At 46.8% G+C, this 18,115-nt stretch carries 20 protein-coding genes; 13 read left to right on the forward strand and 7 right to left on the reverse strand.

The window, feature by feature from the left end:
- Positions 1 to 11 precede the first annotated feature (11 nt).
- The 11 genes from EJE49_RS00330 to EJE49_RS00380 all read left to right on the forward strand — a co-directional run bounded on the left by EJE49_RS00330 (position 12) and on the right by EJE49_RS00380 (position 9,191).
- Positions 12 to 1,253 carry a GGDEF domain-containing protein gene (locus tag EJE49_RS00330; protein WP_124948419.1) on the forward strand — a complete coding sequence of 414 codons (1,242 nt, stop codon included), beginning with the start codon at positions 12 to 14 and terminating at the stop codon, positions 1,251 to 1,253.
- A gap of 44 nt (positions 1,254 to 1,297) precedes the next feature.
- Positions 1,298 to 2,137 carry a ParB/RepB/Spo0J family partition protein gene (locus EJE49_RS00335; protein ID WP_124948420.1) on the forward strand — a complete coding sequence of 280 codons (840 nt, stop codon included), beginning with the start codon at positions 1,298 to 1,300 and terminating at the stop codon, positions 2,135 to 2,137.
- 133 nt (positions 2,138 to 2,270) lie between these two features.
- Entirely contained in the window at positions 2,271 to 2,681 is a 411-nt protein-coding gene (locus tag EJE49_RS00340) for an ATP synthase subunit I (RefSeq protein ID WP_124948421.1), read from the forward strand.
- Between the two features lie 16 nt (positions 2,682 to 2,697).
- Positions 2,698 to 3,540, forward strand: a complete 843-nt coding sequence (gene atpB, locus EJE49_RS00345) for a F0F1 ATP synthase subunit A (protein ID WP_124948422.1) — start codon at positions 2,698 to 2,700, stop codon at positions 3,538 to 3,540.
- A gap of 40 nt (positions 3,541 to 3,580) precedes the next feature.
- Positions 3,581 to 3,820, forward strand: coding sequence for a F0F1 ATP synthase subunit C (gene atpE, locus EJE49_RS00350; RefSeq protein WP_087448168.1), 240 nt, complete (start codon positions 3,581 to 3,583; stop codon positions 3,818 to 3,820).
- A gap of 32 nt (positions 3,821 to 3,852) precedes the next feature.
- Positions 3,853 to 4,323, forward strand: a complete 471-nt coding sequence (locus EJE49_RS00355) for a F0F1 ATP synthase subunit B (RefSeq protein WP_124948423.1) — start codon at positions 3,853 to 3,855, stop codon at positions 4,321 to 4,323.
- Between the two features lie 2 nt (positions 4,324 to 4,325).
- The gene (locus tag EJE49_RS00360) at positions 4,326 to 4,862 is read left to right on the forward strand and encodes a F0F1 ATP synthase subunit delta (RefSeq protein ID WP_124948424.1); all 537 of its coding nucleotides are present in this window, start codon (positions 4,326 to 4,328) and stop codon (positions 4,860 to 4,862) included.
- A gap of 22 nt (positions 4,863 to 4,884) precedes the next feature.
- A complete protein-coding gene (gene atpA, locus EJE49_RS00365; protein ID WP_124948425.1) occupies positions 4,885 to 6,426 on the forward strand; it encodes a F0F1 ATP synthase subunit alpha in 1,542 nt (513 codons plus the stop codon).
- 13 nt (positions 6,427 to 6,439) lie between these two features.
- The gene (gene atpG / locus EJE49_RS00370; protein ID WP_124948426.1) at positions 6,440 to 7,303 is read left to right on the forward strand and encodes a F0F1 ATP synthase subunit gamma; all 864 of its coding nucleotides are present in this window, start codon (positions 6,440 to 6,442) and stop codon (positions 7,301 to 7,303) included.
- Between the two features lie 27 nt (positions 7,304 to 7,330).
- Positions 7,331 to 8,710, forward strand: coding sequence for a F0F1 ATP synthase subunit beta (gene atpD / locus EJE49_RS00375; protein ID WP_124948427.1), 1,380 nt, complete (start codon positions 7,331 to 7,333; stop codon positions 8,708 to 8,710).
- Positions 8,711 to 8,768: 58 nt separating this feature from the next.
- Entirely contained in the window at positions 8,769 to 9,191 is a 423-nt protein-coding gene (locus tag EJE49_RS00380) for a F0F1 ATP synthase subunit epsilon (protein ID WP_124948428.1), read from the forward strand.
- Positions 9,192 to 9,257: 66 nt separating this feature from the next.
- Here the strand turns inward: EJE49_RS00380 and EJE49_RS00385 are convergent, their stop codons facing one another.
- The 7 genes from EJE49_RS00385 to EJE49_RS00415 form a co-directional block, all read right to left on the reverse strand.
- The gene (locus EJE49_RS00385) at positions 9,258 to 10,169 is read right to left on the reverse strand and encodes a zinc-ribbon and DUF3426 domain-containing protein (RefSeq protein ID WP_124948429.1); all 912 of its coding nucleotides are present in this window, start codon (positions 10,167 to 10,169) and stop codon (positions 9,258 to 9,260) included.
- Positions 10,166 to 11,056: a 50S ribosomal protein L11 methyltransferase gene (prmA, locus tag EJE49_RS00390; protein ID WP_124948430.1), complete on the reverse strand. Its 891-nt coding sequence runs from the start codon at positions 11,054 to 11,056 to the stop codon at positions 10,166 to 10,168. Before prmA ends, EJE49_RS00385 begins: the two co-directional genes overlap by 4 nt.
- Positions 11,057 to 11,065: 9 nt before the next feature.
- The gene (gene accC / locus EJE49_RS00395; RefSeq protein WP_124948431.1) at positions 11,066 to 12,418 is read right to left on the reverse strand and encodes an acetyl-CoA carboxylase biotin carboxylase subunit; all 1,353 of its coding nucleotides are present in this window, start codon (positions 12,416 to 12,418) and stop codon (positions 11,066 to 11,068) included.
- 26 nt (positions 12,419 to 12,444) lie between these two features.
- Complete coding sequence (gene accB / locus EJE49_RS00400; RefSeq protein WP_124948432.1) at positions 12,445 to 12,891, reverse strand: acetyl-CoA carboxylase biotin carboxyl carrier protein; 447 nt, start codon at positions 12,889 to 12,891, stop codon at positions 12,445 to 12,447.
- Between the two features lie 3 nt (positions 12,892 to 12,894).
- Positions 12,895 to 13,371, reverse strand: coding sequence for a type II 3-dehydroquinate dehydratase (aroQ, locus tag EJE49_RS00405; RefSeq protein WP_124948433.1), 477 nt, complete (start codon positions 13,369 to 13,371; stop codon positions 12,895 to 12,897).
- Positions 13,372 to 13,437: 66 nt separating this feature from the next.
- On the reverse strand, positions 13,438 to 13,974 hold the full coding sequence (locus EJE49_RS00410) for a TlpA family protein disulfide reductase (RefSeq protein ID WP_124948434.1): 537 nt from the start codon (positions 13,972 to 13,974) through the stop codon (positions 13,438 to 13,440).
- Positions 13,974 to 16,160 (reverse strand): protein-disulfide reductase DsbD, encoded by a 2,187-nt coding sequence (locus tag EJE49_RS00415; RefSeq protein ID WP_124948435.1) that lies wholly within the window; start codon positions 16,158 to 16,160, stop codon positions 13,974 to 13,976. The genes EJE49_RS00410 and EJE49_RS00415 overlap by 1 nt, the downstream gene beginning before the upstream one ends.
- A gap of 122 nt (positions 16,161 to 16,282) precedes the next feature.
- On the opposite strand from EJE49_RS00415, the gene EJE49_RS00420 reads away from it, so the two are divergent.
- Complete coding sequence (locus tag EJE49_RS00420) at positions 16,283 to 16,687, forward strand: FxsA family protein (protein ID WP_124948436.1); 405 nt, start codon at positions 16,283 to 16,285, stop codon at positions 16,685 to 16,687.
- Positions 16,688 to 16,738: 51 nt separating this feature from the next.
- Complete coding sequence (glmU, locus tag EJE49_RS00425; RefSeq protein WP_124948437.1) at positions 16,739 to 18,115, forward strand: bifunctional UDP-N-acetylglucosamine diphosphorylase/glucosamine-1-phosphate N-acetyltransferase GlmU; 1,377 nt, start codon at positions 16,739 to 16,741, stop codon at positions 18,113 to 18,115.

Consider the following 18,115-nt stretch of genomic DNA (forward strand, 5'->3'; position numbering starts at 1 on the left):
GAGTGTTGTTAATGAGCAAAGGCTTGTCCCGATACAAGAATGTAGATTCTGGTTTTTTTTTGAAATCAGTTTTGGCAGCCTTTATTACATTAATCGTCCTGGTTTTAGGACAAATTACCTATGGAATTAATCAGTTAGATATATTGCAAAAGAAAATAGAAGAATCAACAAGCTTACAGTTTGAAAAGTTAAGGCTGCTTAGTAATGCCGAAACAGTTGGGGTACGACGTAATGCGTCGTTGATAAAAATGACTTTAAGTAAAGATGAGGCCGAGCGTCGTCATCAATACCAGGAATATGTTCAGTATAATAATTATGCGATGAACGCTATAAAGCAATTATTGCTATTGGAAACAAATCCAAAAAATAAAGAACTGTTAGAAAAACAAGCAGGAAAGTTACAGCAGGTAAAACGAGTACAATTGGAAGTAATCAGTATTTTGCAGGCTGGAGATATTGAAGCGGCAAAAATGTTGCTATTAAACAGTGCAATCCAGCAACAAAATCAAGTACGAGATGGCTTTGTAAATTTACGGGAAAATCAGCAGAATCAGGTCCAAATAGTTCTGAAAAAGGTACAAGCCGAATATGAGTCAACAAGAACGGCAATACTTTGGACAGGCCTGGTTGTTACGATTGCAGTAGTACTGATAAGTTTGGCAGTCTTGTTCCGGTTGAAAAATCACGTCAGCAATATAGAAACAGAATTGTCTGATCTAAAGGCAAACCAGTCAAAACTTCATAAAAGGGCAACCCGTGATGCACTAACGGGATTGGCCAACAAAAGTCAATTAAACCGCTTTATTCAGCAAAGAATCAAAAAAAGTAATAAGGCTGCATTTGCAGTAATGTACTTGGATCTGGATGGGTTCAAAAAAGTTAATGACGAATTTGGGCATGCAGTGGGTGACAGATTGCTATCATTAGCAGCTCAAAGAATGCAAGGGATGTTAAGAGAAAGTGATTTTATAGCTCGCGTAGGCGGTGATGAATTTATCATAATCTTACAGAGCGGCGACGAGCTGGAATTGGTTGGCATTATAGCATCGCAGTTAATAGCATTTTTAGGTGAGCCATTTAGCATAGGATCCATAGCTTGCAAAGTCGGTGTAAGTGTCGGCGTAGCATATTATCCAATGGACGGCAAAGATGCAGGGCAGCTGATTCATAATGCAGACCAGGCAATGTATGTAGCAAAACGCAACGGAAAAAATCAATATGCAGAATTTGATGGGTCTGCATTAGAAAAGTAGTACGAAATGGCAGACTCGAGAATTGGCTCGGCAAAGGAAAACAAATGAAAAAAATGCGCGGATTAGGTCGGGGTTTAGAGGCGTTGTTAGGTGAAGACGCGTCATCAACAGCGGCTTATAGCGAATTACAAACCGTGCAGGTACAGAATCTGCAATCTGGTAAATATCAGCCCAGAACCAGAATGGACGCCGCAAGCCTGAATGCGCTGGCAGAATCCATAAAAGCCCAGGGAGTCATGCAGCCAATACTCGTGAGAGTAATCGGCGAAAACAAAATGGAAATAATTGCTGGTGAGAGGCGGTGGCGCGCTGCACAACTAGCAGGTCTGACAGAAGTGCCGGTACTTATCAAAACAGTACCGGATAATGCGGCGCTGGCAATGGCGTTAATTGAGAATATACAGCGAGAAGATTTAAATCCATTAGAAGAGGCTGCGGGTATACAGAGGTTGATTAATGAATTTGGAATGACCCATCAATCCGCAGCGGAGGCGGTAGGTCGATCAAGAAGCGCAGTAACAAATCTATTGCGATTATTGAATTTGCCAACAGAAATTCAAGAATTAATAATAGATACAAAGCTAGACATGGGGCATGCCCGAGCGATACTTGTCGCACCGGTAGCGCTGCAGTTGGAAATAGCGGAAGAAGTAATAAAAAAACAATTGTCGGTACGTGAAACAGAGAAACTGGTAAATAGAAAATTAAATCCGATTGAAGCAAAGGCTAATGCAGTAGATAGGGATGTAATGGATTTGGAAGAAAGTCTGTCTGACCGGTTAGGTGCTAAAGTTATAATTCAGTCCAGAAAAAATGGTTCTGGTAAGCTGATGATAGAGTACACAAATATTGAGCAGTTGGATAATATAATCAATAAGTTATAGGGTGATAGTATAGAAAATAATGGTTGTTAAAAATCAAAGGGTTGCATAAAACGACCTTGGTAAGGTATTATCTCGGATTAATTGCCTGATCGAACTCGATTGGGCTACTTAATTCGTGCCTGAATGGTGTGAAATGCAATCAACCACAGAGCACAAAGAGCAAGCCGGACAGGTTATTAAAACTGTGATAAAACTGCAATTAATTGTGGTTAGTATTGCAACGATGATAATCGCAATAAATTATCCTTATATGGTTAAGTCAACAATATATGGGGGTTTGATAGCCATACTGAATACAGGATTTCTGTATTGGCGTATGCAAAAATCTAATCGCCAAATTGTTAATACGCCGGAGGAAAATTTAAAAGTCGTATACCGATCAGGGATCGAGCGATTTGTATTAACAGGGTGCTTGTTGGCAATCGGTATGAGCAGTGCATTAAAGCTGTCACCGTTAGTCATGTTAATAAGTTTTATTATTGGACAATTAGTGTTTTTGCTGGGCGCGGTAGCGGTGCGGACCGGCAAAAATAATATTAAATAGAGCAAGAGTAACCAAAATGTCGACTGAAGCACTTACTTCTTCCGAGTATATAAAACACCATTTACAGAATCTGACCTACGGCCAATTGCCAGATGGTAGCTGGGGTCTCGCCCACAGTGCAGAGCAAGCAAAAGAAATGGGCTTCTGGGCTTTGAATCTGGATACGCTTGGAATGTCGATATTCCTGGGTTTGGTATTTCTGCTGGTATTTCGTTCTGTGGCAAAAACGGCATCCTCCGGTGTACCCGTAGGCGTGCAGAACTTTGTAGAATGGATTGTAGAATTCATTGATACCAGTGTACGTGGTTCATTTTCGGGTAAAAACCCATTAGTAGCACCATTGGCGTTAACGATATTTGTGTGGATATTGTTGATGAACTTAATGGATTTACTTCCGGTAGACTGGGTGCCACAAATTGCACATCAACTGGGCTTGCCATTCTTTAAGGTGGTGCCGAGTACCGATCCAAACGCAACGTTCGGTATGGCAATAGCTGTGTTTTTCCTGGTTGTTTACTACAGTATAAAAATGAAGGGTATAGGCGGTTTCGTAGGTGAGTTGACCCTGCAGCCTTTTGGTAAATTAGGTTTGCCAGCAAATATATTTCTAGAGGGTGTCAACCTGATAGCTAAACCAGTATCGTTAGCATTGCGTTTGTTCGGCAATATGTATGCGGGTGAAATGATCTTTATATTGATTGCGCTAATGTTTGGCGGCGGGCTTGGTGTTGGTTTGTTTGGTGGTGCGTTACAGTGGGGTTGGGCAGTGTTCCATATACTGATTGTAACGTTGCAAGCATTCATTTTTATGACATTGACTATCGTCTATCTGGACATGGCACACCAAGAGCACCATTAAGATTTTATTAATTGTTTGATTTTTAATTGAGGAGTAGTAAATGGATATGATTCACGCAGTGCTGTACGTTGCTGGCGCAATGATGATGGGTTTGGGCGCTTTAGGTGCTTCCATCGGTATTGGTATTTTAGGTGGTCGTTTCCTGGAAGGCGCTGCGCGTCAACCAGAATTGATTCCAATGTTGCGTACACAATTCTTCATCGTTATGGGTCTGGTTGATGCTGTGCCTATGATTGCTGTTGGTTTGGCGATGTATGTATTGTTTGCGGTTGCAGGCTAAGCTGGAAGTTACGAACGTAGAAAGGTTCTGGCATGAATATTAATGCTACCCTAATCGGTCAATCTATTACGTTTTTCGTGTTTGTTTGGTTTTGCATGAAATTCGTATGGCCACCGATTATGCAGGCGCTCAGTGAGCGCAAGAAGCAAATTGCAGATGGTTTGGCTGCAGGTGAACGCGGTAAGCATGAGCTGGAATTAGCATCTAAGCGTGCTAGCGAAAATTTGCATGAGTCTAAGCAAAAAGCTGCTGAAATTATTGCACAAGCAGAAAAGCGCGCAGTGCAGCTAATTGAAGAAGCGAAAAATGCTGCTAAAGCTGAAGGCGATCGTATGCTGGCAAGTGCTCAAGCAAGCGTAGCTCAAGAAACAGTTCGCGCTAAAGAAGCACTGCGAGCACAAGTTTCTGAGTTGGCAGTAGCTGGTGCTGAAAAGATCCTGCGCCGCGAAATTGACGCTAAAGCGCATGCTGAGTTGTTAATCGCTATTCAGAACGAGCTGTAATTATGGCCGAGATCGCAACCATCGCACGTCCATATGCTGAGGCTGTGTTTCGTCTGGCCAAGGAAACCAGCTCGCTGGATTCCTGGTCAGATCAGTTAGCTTTTGCCCAACTGGTTGCTGCTGACGGTGATATGCAGAGATTATCTGCAGATCCGAAAGTAGAAAGTAACCAATTAAGTGAATTGTTTTTGAGCGTGTCTGGCGCAAATCTTAAGGCTGAAGCAGGAAATTTTATCAAACTGCTGATAACAAGTGGCCGTTTAAGTATTTTGCCAGAAATCGTAACTCAATTTGAAACACTAAAAGCTAATGAAGGTGGTGTGCTAGAAGCGGAAGTAACTAGCGCATTTGCCATGAACGCAGAACAAATTGCGGAACTGTCCGCCCGCCTTGAAAAGAAGTTTAATCGTAAAATCAACGCAACTGTATCAATTGATCCGGCCTTAATTGGTGGTTTGATAGTCAGCGTTGGCGACGAAGTGTATGACGCTTCGGTACGAGGTAAACTACAAGGTATGGCATACGCGTTAAAACGTTAAGAGATTCCGTTAGGAGCTATCAATGCAACTCAATCCCACCGAGATCAGTGATCTCATTAAAAGCAAAATTCAGAACTTGACCGCTGCTGCTGAATTACGTACCCAGGGTACAGTAATGTCAGTAACTGACGGTATCGTTCGTGTGCACGGTTTGTCCGATGTAATGCAAGGCGAAATGTTAGAGTTTCCGGGCAATACATTTGGTCTGGCACTAAACTTAGAACGCGATTCAGTCGGTGCTGTTGTGCTGGGTGAATATGAGCACATTACCGAAGGTGACACAGTTAAGTGCACTGGGCGTATTTTAGAAGTGCCAATCGGTCCTGAACTGATTGGCCGTGTTGTAGATTCGTTGGGTCAGCCTATTGATGGCAAAGGTCCAATTAATACTAAATTATCTTCGCCTATCGAAAAAATCGCTCCGGGTGTTATCGAGCGTCAGTCTGTTACTCAGCCACTGCAAACTGGCTTGAAATCAGTTGATGCGATGGTGCCTATCGGTCGTGGTCAACGCGAACTGATTATTGGTGACCGTCAGACAGGTAAGACCGCTGTTGCTGTTGATGCCATCATCAATCAAAAGGGTACAGGTGTTATCTGTATCTATGTAGCTATCGGACAGAAAGCATCATCCATTGCAAACGTAGTTCGCAAGCTGGAAGAGCACGGTGCAATGGGCCACACCATCGTGGTTGCTGCTACAGCTTCTGATTCTGCAGCAATGCAATATATTGCGCCGTATGCCGGTTGCACTATGGGTGAGTACTTCCGTGATCGCGGCGAAGATGCATTGATCGTTTACGATGATTTGACCAAGCAAGCTTGGGCTTATCGCCAGATTTCACTGCTGTTACGTCGTCCACCAGGTCGTGAAGCTTATCCAGGTGACGTGTTCTACCTGCATTCACGTTTGTTAGAGCGCGCTTCACGCATCAATGCTGACCAGGTTGAAAAACTAACCGGTGGGGCAGTAAAAGGCAAGACCGGTTCGTTGACCGCATTGCCCGTGATTGAAACACAAGCTGGTGACGTCTCTGCTTTTGTTCCAACCAACGTTATTTCGATTACAGACGGCCAGATTTTCCTGGAAACGGATCTGTTTAATGCGGGTATCCGTCCAGCTATCAACGCTGGTTTGTCAGTGTCTCGAGTTGGTGGTGCTGCACAAACTAAAGTGATTAAGAAGCTTGGTGGTGGTACACGTCTGGCTCTGGCTCAATACCGTGAATTGGCTGCATTTGCTCAGTTTGCATCGGATTTGGATGAAGCGACGCGCAAACAGTTGGAACGCGGTAAGCTTGTTACTGAACTGATGAAGCAGAACCAGTATGCTCCAATGAATGTAGCAGAAATGGCGTTGACTCTGTTTGCAGTTAACAAAGGCTATATGGATGATATCGATGTCAAGAAAACGCTGTCTTTTGAAGCGGCTCTTGCGTCATTTGTTAAATCCAAGCACGGTGCATTGATGGATAAGATGCAAAGTACTGGTGATATGCCGGCTGATGTTGAAGCTGCCTTAACTAAGGCTATTGAGGAATTTAAGTCCTCAGCCGTTTATTGATTGGATAACAATCATGGCTTCAGGTAAAGAGATACGGACTAAGATCAAGAGCGTAGAAAATACGCGCAAGATCACTCGGGCAATGGAGATGGTTGCCGCAGCGAAAATGCGTAAAGCGCAAGAACGCATGCGTGCAGCACGTCCATATGCTGAGAAAATTGGAAACGTTGCCGCTCATCTTTCCCAAGCCAATCCAGAATACAAGCATCCGTTCGTAACCAAGCGGGATTCAGAAAAACGAGTCGGTTTGATTGTTGTTACTACGGATAAGGGCTTGTGTGGTGGTCTAAATACCAACGTACTACGCTTAGTTGTAAACCAGATGAAAAAATGGGATGCGGCTAAAGTAGGCATTGATGTGACTGCTATTGGTAATAAAGGTTTGGGGTTCTTGCAACGCTCTGGCGGAAATGTTGTTTCACACGTAGTAGCGCTTGGCGATACCCCGCATATGGAGCGCCTAATTGGGCCAGTTAAGGTCATGTTAGACGCATACATGGATGGCAAGATCGATTCGCTGCACATCGTATATAACAAGTTTGTAAACACGATGAAGCAAGAGCCGATGGTTCAGCAGGTTCTACCATTGACAGCGCCAAAGGATGATAAGCCCGTTCACCATTGGGATTACATTTATGAGCCAGAAGCGAAATCGGTGGTTGATGCTTTATTGATTCGTTATATCGAAGCATTGATTTATCAGGCAGTGGCTGAGAATATGGCGTGTGAACAAAGTGCGCGTATGGTGGCGATGAAGGCTGCTTCCGATAACGCTAAAAACGTAATTGGCGAACTTAAGCTTGTCTATAACAAGACACGTCAAGCAGCCATTACTAAAGAACTCTCCGAGATCGTAGCGGGTGCTGCGGCCGTTTAAGCAATTTTGATATTTCAAGGAACGACGATGAGTCAAGGCAAAATCGTACAAATCATTGGGCCAGTTGTAGACGTGGAATTTCCACGTGATTCACTGCCTAAGGTTTATGATGCATTAAAAATGGATACGCCTGTGCTGACGTTGGAAGTCCAACAACAGCTGGGTGATGGCGTGGTTCGCGCAATTGCGATGGGTACTACCGACGGTTTGCGTCGTGGTATGTTGGTGAGCGGAACTGGCGCACCGATATCAGTACCTGTTGGTGTGAAAACTCTAGGCCGTATTATGGACGTTTTGGGTAACCCAATTGATGAAATGGGCCCAATCGGAAATGAAACTACTTGGGGTATTCACCGTAAAGCACCAGCTTTCGATGAATTAGCAGCTTCTAACGAATTGTTAGAAACCGGTATTAAGGTTATCGATTTGATCTGCCCGTTTGCTAAGGGTGGTAAAGTTGGTCTGTTCGGCGGTGCTGGTGTGGGTAAGACCGTTAACATGATGGAATTGATCCGTAACATCGCTGTTGAGCATAGTGGTTACTCTGTGTTTGCAGGTGTGGGTGAGCGTACTCGTGAGGGTAATGACTTCTATCACGAGATGAAAGATGGTGGCGTTCTTGATAAAGTGGCGCTGGTTTACGGTCAGATGAATGAACCGCCTGGTAACCGTTTACGTGTTGCATTGACCGGTTTGACCATGGCTGAGTACTTCCGTGACGAAGGCCGTGACGTTCTACTGTTCGTTGATAATATTTACCGTTACACATTGGCAGGTACAGAGGTTTCAGCTTTGCTGGGACGTATGCCTTCTGCTGTGGGATATCAACCAACCCTGGCTGAAGAAATGGGTCGTTTGCAAGAACGGATCACTTCAACCAAAAAAGGTTCGATTACTTCTATCCAGGCTGTTTATGTACCAGCGGATGACTTGACCGATCCATCACCGGCAACAACATTCGCCCACTTGGATGCAACCGTAGTTCTGTCACGTCAAGTTGCTGAGTTGGGTATTTATCCTGCCGTTGATCCACTGGATTCTACTTCACGCCAGTTAGATCCACTGGTAGTAGGCGAAGAGCATTACAGTGTAGCTCGTGGCGTTCAGACCGTACTGCAGCGTTACAAAGAGTTGCGCGATATTATTGCAATTCTTGGTATGGATGAGTTGGCTCCAGAAGATAAATTAGCTGTGGCACGTGCGCGTAAGATCCAGCGCTTCCTGTCACAACCTTTCTTCGTTGCTGAAGTATTTACTGGCGCTCCTGGTAAGTATGTTTCGCTCAAAGATACTATTAGCGGCTTCAAAGCCATCGTCAATGGTGAATACGACCACTTGCCTGAGCAAGCGTTTTACATGGTCGGTACCATTGAAGAAGCGGTTGAGAAGGCCAAGACCATCCAGTAATCCCAGCCAGGGCGTAATTTATTACGCCCGCTGAACCATTCGCAGGGAAGAAAGATTTATGGCAATGACCATCCATGTAGATATCGTGAGTGCAGAAACAGCTTTGTTTTCTGGCATAGCTGAGTACGTAATTGTCCCAGCTGAAATGGGTGAAGTGGGTATATATCCGCGTCATACACAAATGCTGAGCAGAATTAAGCCTGGCTCAATTCGTATTAAAAAGCCTGATGTTGCAGAAGAAGAGTTAATTTATGTTTCAGGTGGTATGCTTGAAGTGCAGCCATATGTCGTTACAATTTTATCTGATACCGCAATACGTGGTAAAGACTTGGATGAAAATCGTGCGTTAGAAGCTAAGCGATTAGCTGAAGAAGCAATGAAGAATCACTCTTCGCAAATGGAGTACGCAAAGGCGCAAGCTGAATTAGCTGAAGCTATTGCGCAAATCGCTGCGATTGAAAGGCTAAGAAAGCATTCTTGAAATAAATAATGTTATAGTAATAAAAAAGGCAATCTTCGGATTGCCTTTTTTATTGCAATTCTTAAATTAATAAGAATAGAAAGTAGTTAATTTATAACCTGACACTGATGTATCATCAACTTCGAGAATGAGTTTTACATTCACTTCAGTATGAGGTCGGAGCCCGGTATTTATACTACTGGAAATGGGTAAATACGCTTGTGGTTTGAAGTTTTTCTTAGTTACAATCATGTCTTCATCATTGGTCAGACTAAGCGCTATGTCTGGAAAAGCATTAGCTACATCGGAATCATTTTCCAATCCAATATTTACTATGATAATTTTGCTATCGTTAGGGTCGGCTTCAAATGAGCTATGAGTAATTTTAATGCTCGAAATATCCTTAGGTAGACTAACTTTGCAATTGGCAATGGTGCATAACTTATTGAGCAGCGGCATTGACCATGAATAATTTGCAGCAAGATGAACTCTGTTCAGAAACAGCAATTGCACTATTAAAATAAAGACCAGCAGCGTTGCTGAACTCAACCACAAAATTATATGTCTTTTATTTGGTCGGGGTTTGAATTGAATAGCATCGGCTATATGGTCTGATGAAACTCGTGATTCCTCAGTAATTTCATCGGATAGATCAGCTTCAGTAGGCATATGAGCCAGTGGTATTACCTCTGTCTTAGCACGTTCAAGGCCTAATGATTCGGTTGGTTGGGTATTTTCTGTGGAACTGTTATCAACCTCTAAATTGACGAGGTCAAGTGAGTCTGTAGAATGATCTTGAAGTGATAAATCTTGTGCAATTAAATCTACTGAAGTCAGATCGGTTTCGCTTGGTTTCTCAGGATCTGCGATGGCGTTCTGATGAGCGTCAAATACCATTCCACATACACCGCACTGCACCATACCTTTGGAACCAGTCAGGGATAATTCAGTCACCCTGAAGATCGTATGGCAAATTGGGCAGGTGGTTTGTGTGGTCACCTCCGTTTATCTCCAACCAGACAAACCCACCCTTCTTCATTACGCCACTGGTCAATATCAAACCAGGTGCTATACGTCTCAATAACCTTGCTAGATTGTTCAACCAGAATACCCGACAAAACCAATTTACCGTTGGGAAGACAGCGCTCTGCAAGCAGCGGTGCAAGCGCAATTAGAGGGTTGGTTAATATATTAGCAATGACTACGTTAGCGCGTTCGTTTGTATCCGAATCAGGAAGATAAAATTTAGCTTCTACTTCATTTTCGTTCGCGTTGTTGATGGCAGTAGATATTGCTTGTGGATCAATGTCCACTCCCCAGACTTTGAGCGCACCAAATTTCTTTGCGGCAATGGCTAAAATTCCTGAACCACAGCCGTAGTCAAGAACTGTTGCATTATCAGGGAGATTTTCATCCAGCCACTGTAAACAAAGCCGAGTGGTAGGATGTGAGCCTGTTCCAAAAGCTAGCCCGGGATCAAGTTTAAGATTAATGGCTTGCTTATCAGGGGCCTGATGCCAGCTAGGTATGATCCATAGACGCTTAGATATGCGTATGGGATCAAATTCAGCTTGGGTTAACCGCACCCAATCCTGTTCGGCGATATGTGCGATTTCATATTCTGGTAGCATGAAATCAACTTCAACACAGGCCGCTAGTAGAATTTGATCAACATCAGCATGCTGATCAAACATAGCCACGACATAATTATCGCGCCACAGCGCATCCACCGGCATGCCTGGTTCACCAAAAATAGGTGCTTCTGCGACAGTACCTGCCGCAGCATCCTCGATACTGACGGACAGAGCACCCAATGACATCAAGGCATCAGACAATCGGTCTGCTTCCTCTGCGGTAGCGGGTAACGTGACTGATTGCCAGGGCATGCTTGATCCTTAGTTGTGTGTAGGTTTAGCTAATTTCTGTTCAAGATAATGAATGCTGGTGCTACCTTGGATAAAATTGGCATCCTGCATCAAATCCTGATGCAGTGGAATATTGGTATTAACACCTTCCACAATCATTTCCATCAATGCAGTACGCATGCGTGCAATGGCTTGCTCACGGGTTGCGCCATGTGCAAGCAATTTACCGATCATTGAATCATAATGCGGTGGCACAAAATAGTTCTGGTACACATGCGAGTCAACGCGAATGCCGGGACCGCCAGGAACGTGATATGCCGTAATACGGCCAGGCGATGGCACGAAAGTATAAGGATGCTCGGCATTCACCCGGCACTCGATGGCATGGCCACGGAACACAATGTCTTTCTGCTTGTAACGCAATGGCTCACCAGCCGCGATATGGATCTGTTCCTGGACGATATCGACACCGGTTATTAACTCGGTTACAGGATGTTCAACCTGCACGCGCGTATTCATTTCTATGAAGAAAAATTCACCATCTTCATACAGGAATTCGAAAGTACCCGCGCCACGGTAACCAATTTTGCGACAAGCGGCAGCGCAGCGTTCACCAATCTTGTCACGTAATTTATGATCAAGGCCTGGCGCTGGAGCTTCTTCAAGAATTTTTTGATGGCGTCGTTGCATCGAGCAATCACGCTCGCCAAGATGGATGGCGTTGCCATGCTCATCTGCCAGTACCTGAATTTCTATATGGCGTGGTCTTTGCAGATAGCGTTCCATGTATACAACAGGGTTGCCGAATGCTGACTGAGCCTCTGCCTGCGTCATTGCAACGGCATTCAGTAATGCGCCCTCGGTATGAACTACACGCATGCCACGTCCGCCACCGCCACCCGCTGCTTTGATAATGATAGGGTAGCCAACATCTTTTGCAATTCGACGAATTTCATCGGGATCATCCGGCAGTGCGCCATCTGAACCTGGCACGCATGGCACGCCAGATGCCTTCATGGAGTCTTTAGCAGAAACTTTATCACCCATTAGGCGGATGGTTTCTGGTCGTGGTCCGATAAAGACAAACCCTGATGACTCAATACGTTCTGCAAAGTCAGCATTCTCGGAGAGAAAGCCGTAGCCAGGATGTATAGCTTCGGCATCGGTCAGTTCTGCAGCACTGATAATAGCAGGGACATTCAAATAGCTGAGTGATGATGCAGCCGGGCCAATACATACAGACTCGTCAGCGAGTTTGACATACTTGGCATCGGCATCAGCTTCTGAATGGACGGCAACTGTTTTGATGCCCATTTCACGACAAGCCCGCTGGATACGCAAGGCAATCTCGCCGCGATTGGCGATAAGGATTTTTTCAAACATGAGCGACCTGTGTATAGAAAGAGGGGTTAGCCGATGATGAATAACGGCTCGCCGTATTCAACGGGCTGACCATTCTCGACCAGAATGGCTTTAATCACGCCAGAATGATCTGATTCGATTTCATTGAGCAGTTTCATGGCTTCAATGATGCATAGGGTGTCACCCGCATTGATACTTTGCCCGACTTCTGCAAATGACTTGGCGCCAGGGCTGGAAGCGCGGTAAAAAGTACCTACCATGGGTGATTTAATGACATGGCCATCAATCACAGCGGGCTCTACAACGACAGGCGCGGCAACTGCGGTCGGTTGTGCAGGAGCGGCAGCAGGAGCAGCACCCATATAAAATGGCTGTTGCTGATTTTGCAATACGCTGGCAATGCGAACTTTCTCTTCGCCTTCAGTAATCTCAAGCTCTGCAATACCAGATTCTTGTACGAGGTCGATAAGTTTTTTAAGTTTTCTCAGATCCATGATTTAAACCTTGTGGGTGAGTTGGGTAAGCGCGTATTCGAGTGCAAGTTCATAGCCCTGCGCCCCTAAGCCACTGATAACACCGACTGCCAGATCACTGAAATAGGAATGATGGCGGAAGGCTTCCCGGGCGAATACGTTGGATAAATGTATTTCTACAAAAGGAATGGCAACAGCTGCAAGGGCATCACGCAGTGCAACACTGGTGTGGGTAAATGCTGCTGGATTGATCAGTATGAAATCGATATTTTTATAAGCGGCATGGATGCGTTCTATCAACGCAGCCTCATTATTGCTCTGGAAACTGGTGAGTGACACGTTAGCTGCATCCGCACGCAATTGCAAACGCGTGTTTATATCAGCCAACGTGTCACGCCCGTAATGTGCTGGTTCGCGCATGCCTAACATATTCAAGTTGGGGCCATGCAGCACAAGTATGCGTTTGCCGGTCGTCGAATCTAATGAGGTGCCATTATTCATAGGCGCAAGTTTGCCGAAATTAGGCCGTATTGTCCAGACGTTTAGCGAAAATTGCTGGAATTTACTTTAATGAGCCGGTAACAGTGGCGTCACAATTGCGGTTAGTTTTTCCTTGGTTAGCCCACCTAATTCAGTTGCGATTATTTTGCCATGCTGGTCAATTATGACAGTATAAGGCAAGCCGCCCATACGGTTGCCACTCGACTGTGAGAGCGCAACAGCTTCCAGATCACCAACCAGGATAGGGTAGTTAATCCCTACCTCATCCACAAAACCCTGGATTTTGGCTTTTTCGTCGAGCGCTATGCCGACAAATTGCAGCCCTTGCGGGCCAAACTGCTTTTGTAACTGAATGAATTCGGGAATTTCCTGACGGCATGGCGGACACCAGGTCGCCCAGAAATTGACGACCAGAACTTTGCCCCGCCATTGTGCGATAGGTTGTCTGACACCGGCCAAATCAGGCAGGCGTGCATTAAATATGGCATCTGAAGTGAGTGAGGCCACAGGTGCGTTAGAGGTTACTGGCGCGCGGTTGACGTAGCGATAGTAACCTACGCCTAAAATGGCTGCGATAAGAGCAAATGCTAAAAGTTTTTTCATTATGGTTTTGCCAGCAGGATGTCCAGAAGGCGGGAGAATTGATCAGGGGTTTGATAGCCGATCACGTGGTCAGCTATCTCTTTACCGCTGGGGCTAAAGAAAATCATGGCCGGTGGGCCAAAAACAGCAAACCGTTTGCGCATGGCGTCGTCGTCAGCGCTGTTAGCGGTAATGTCGGCCTGCAACAATACCACGTTGCTTAAGCGTTGCTGAATAGCCGGGTCGCTAAAGGTATTGTGCTCCATTTCCTTGCACGATACACACCAGTCGGCATAGAAATCCAGCATGACTGTTTTGCCGGAAGATTGCGCGATTTTGGCATCCAGTTCAGCGAGGTTGTGTACGCGCTGGAAAGTAAGCTTGTTGGAGGCCGCCGCAGAGCTGACTACCGGCTTGAATACGGACAATGGTTGCAGAAGTTCACGCCCACCCGCCAGCATACCCAGTATCAGTGCAACACCTGCGGTCAGCATGACGATGGCCAGGCCTTTCCACAAACGTTGCCAACCCGATGCGGTGTGTGCAAGCGGATCCAGTGCGTGTAAATAAATGGCGGAAATAATCAGCAGCGCTGCCCACAGCAACATTTGCGTCCATACCGCGATGAGCGGGGTGATCAGCCAGATGGCAATGGCGATCATCAGTACGCCAAAGAAGTTTTTCACTGCATTCATCCAGCCACCAGCGCGCGGCAGTAATGCCCCGGCAGATAGCCCGACCAGCAGTAACGGCACGCCCATACCAATGGCCAGGGAGAACAGGGCCCAGCCGCCTAATGTGGTATTGCCGGTTTGTGCGATATACGCCAGCGCAGCTGCCAGCGGCGGGGCAACGCATGGACCGACGATCAGTGCGGAGAGCGCGCCCATGATAAAGACGCCGATAAAATTACCGCCTTTGACCTTATTGCTGGCATCGGAGAATTTGCTCTGCACAAAGCTGGGCAACTGCAGTTCGAAGAAACCGAACATCGACAGAGCCAGTGCGATAAAGATACCCGCCCCGATAGAGAGAGCAATAGGGTTCTGTAATGCATTGGAAATCAGGGTACCGGACAACGCTGCCGCGACACCTGCTGCAGCATAAGTGATGGCCATGCCCAGCACATAGGCCAGTGATAACAGGAAACCGGATAAGCGGGTAACCTGTTTCTGCCCGGCAATGATGCCCGACAAAATAGGGATCATCGGGAACACGCACGGCGTCAATGCCAGTAACAAGCCGGCGCCGAAGAACGTGGCTACCACTACCCAGAAATGGCCGCCCTGCAGGGCCTTGCGTATCTGCGAGTCTTCATCATTGCTGGAAGTGGCAGCAGGGGCGGTGCTGGCAGCGCTGGTTTGTGTGACGTTTGCGCCAAGTTTGATCACCTGGTTCTGCGGTGGATAGCAGATACCCTTCTCGCTACAGCCTTGGTAGTCAGTTGCCAGTTCGATAGTTTCATCCGCTTTAAGTGCACGACTCAGCGTCAAATTGGCGGCAAAGTCACGGTGATAGACTTTCATTTCACCAAAGTTAGGATCCTGCTTGGTATCGGCAGCAGGGAAATCGGTTTTGCTTACGGTTACACCTGCCGGAGCTTTCACAACAAAGTGAATTTTGTTCTGATACAAATAATATTGCGGTGCAATCGTAAAGCTGGCCTGTATGGTCGTGGGGCTGGTCAGCTTGAGTTTGACGCCAAAGGCCTGTTCCGGTGAGAGGAAGTCGTCCGCAGTCAACGCTTTGGTTTCACCTAGTGGGTTTAATGCTGCCGGTGCAATTGCAGCTGGGGTAGCTGCAGGCAAGGTAAAGCGGGCGGTGCTGTCTATCGGTGTATAACATACACCGGCTTCGGCACAGCCTTGGGCGGTACTCTTGAGTGTAATGGTGGTAGCATCGGTGCGGGTAAAGGGTAATCTGATGCGTACTTCATTGTGGTAAGTTTCCACATTGCCAAAGTTCGGATCCTGCTTGATCTTGCCGGCGGGGAATTGCGGGCTGTCCAGCGTGGCGCCATTGAGACTGAATTTGAATTTGTTGCGGTATAAATAATAGCCGTCAGCAATTTTATAACGGACTTCGAGGTGCCCAGCATCCACTAACTGCGCAGAAAACTGGAAAGCCTGTTCGGGTTCCAGCAGGTCATCGGCATGCAGCGCCATGATCTGACTGAAAAAAAGTATGATGAGTGCAAAAAAACGCATGAAAGGGTTCTCCCGGAGCTTGTTGTTATACATTGCGTACCAATATAGTTAAGATGTTTTATGCTTGTGCAGCAGTCGGACAGGCTATAGATAAAAATGTTCAGTATGATTAAAGGGTAACCATGCGTTTTTTAATAGGCTTCATTATAGTGTTGAGTTTCCCTGCATTGGAAATTTATACGCTGGTAAAAGTGTACCAAGCCATCGGCTGGTGGGTAATCGCCCTATTGGCCGTTTCCGCATTGGCAGGTGTGATGCTGATCGCGGAAGAGCGGTTGGCGTTTTTTGCACGCATGATCATGGCAGTACAGGGTGGTGGTTCGCCAATACGTGCCTTATTCGAAAGCGGACGTACCATGCTGGCTGGCGGATTGTTAATTTTTCCGGGAGTGATCAGTGACGTGCTGGCGGTGCTGATCTTGCTGATTCCCGCGCGCTTGTTCGGGCGCAAGGCACAACCCCCCATTCCTTCTGATGTGATAGAAGGTGAATTTCGTCGTGAAGACCAGGACCGGCTGGGCCGTTAAGCAAGCGGATTTGCTATACTGACGCAGTCTCGATAAGGCATATAAATAATCATGATCTCCCCATTTAATATAGTCATACTCGCTGCCGGGCGCGGCACACGCATGATGTCTGATTTGCCCAAAGTGCTGCACCCACTGGCTGGCAAGCCCATGCTGGCGCATTTGCTGGATACTGCGCGCAGCCTTGATCCGTTACAAATCTGTGTGGTCTATGGCTATGGTGGTGAGCAAGTGCCAAAAGCGATTGGCGGTAGCGATATCACCTGGGTGTTGCAGGCAGAACAGCACGGTACCGGCCATGCGGTGCGGCAGGCAGTGCCCCATCTGGCGGATAGTGGCGTGACCCTGATTTTGTACGGCGATGTGCCGTTAACTACGGCTGACACCATGCGCGCGCTGACGACCGTGGCAGTGCAGGATCAGTTGGCGCTATTGACGGTAAACCTGACCGATCCGACCGGTTATGGTCGTATCGTGCGCAATGCCGCAGGTAAGGTCACGGCTATCGTCGAACATAAGGATGCTGATACGCAAACGCGAGCCATTACTGAAGTGAATACCGGATTAATGGCGTTGCCTACGCACAGGCTTGCCGGATGGCTGTCTCGCCTGAGCAATGCCAATGCCCAGGGCGAATATTATCTGACCGATATCATTGCCATGGCGGTTGCCGATGGTATCGGTGTGCAAGCGTGCCAGCCAGCGCATCATCGCGAAATTCTCGGCGTGAACAGCAAAGCGCAACTGGCCGAACTGGAGCGTCTGCATCAGTTGCAAGTGGCCAATCAGCTGATGACCCAGGGCGTGACCCTGCTTGACCCGGCGCGCATTGATGTACGTGGTAGCCTGCAGTGCGGTCGCGACGTTATGATCGATGTCGGCTGCGTGTTTGAGGGGCAAGTCGAATTAGGGAATAACGTGAGTGTGGGTGCTCACTGCGTGTTACAGAATGTCAAAATCGGTGCCGGTACGCAAATCGCGTCATTCTCCCATCTGGTGGATGCCATCGTAGGCACCGATAATCATATCGGCCCGTTTGCGCGGCTGCGCCCAGGTACGATACTGGCGGCCGATGTGCATGTGGGAAACTTTGTCGAGATCAAGAACAGCCAGGTCGATAATGGCTCCAAGATCAATCATTTGTCCTATGTCGGCGACAGCACCGTAGGCAAACTGGTCAATATCGGTGCCGGCACCATCACCTGCAATTATGACGGTGCCAATAAGCATCGTACCGTGATCGAAGATAATGCCTTCATTGGTTCCGATACCCAGCTGGTTGCTCCGGTCACGATCGGCAAAGGGGCAACCATAGGTGCAGGCTCCACCATCACCCGAGACGCACCAGCGGGTGAACTGACCCTGTCACGCAGCAAGCAACTCACCATTTCTGGCTGGCAGCGTCCAGTCAAAAAGTCGAAAGGATAA

It is taken from the genome of Sulfuriferula thiophila, from assembly GCF_003864975.1.
Classification (GTDB): domain Bacteria; phylum Pseudomonadota; class Gammaproteobacteria; order Burkholderiales; family Sulfuriferulaceae; genus Sulfuriferula; species Sulfuriferula thiophila.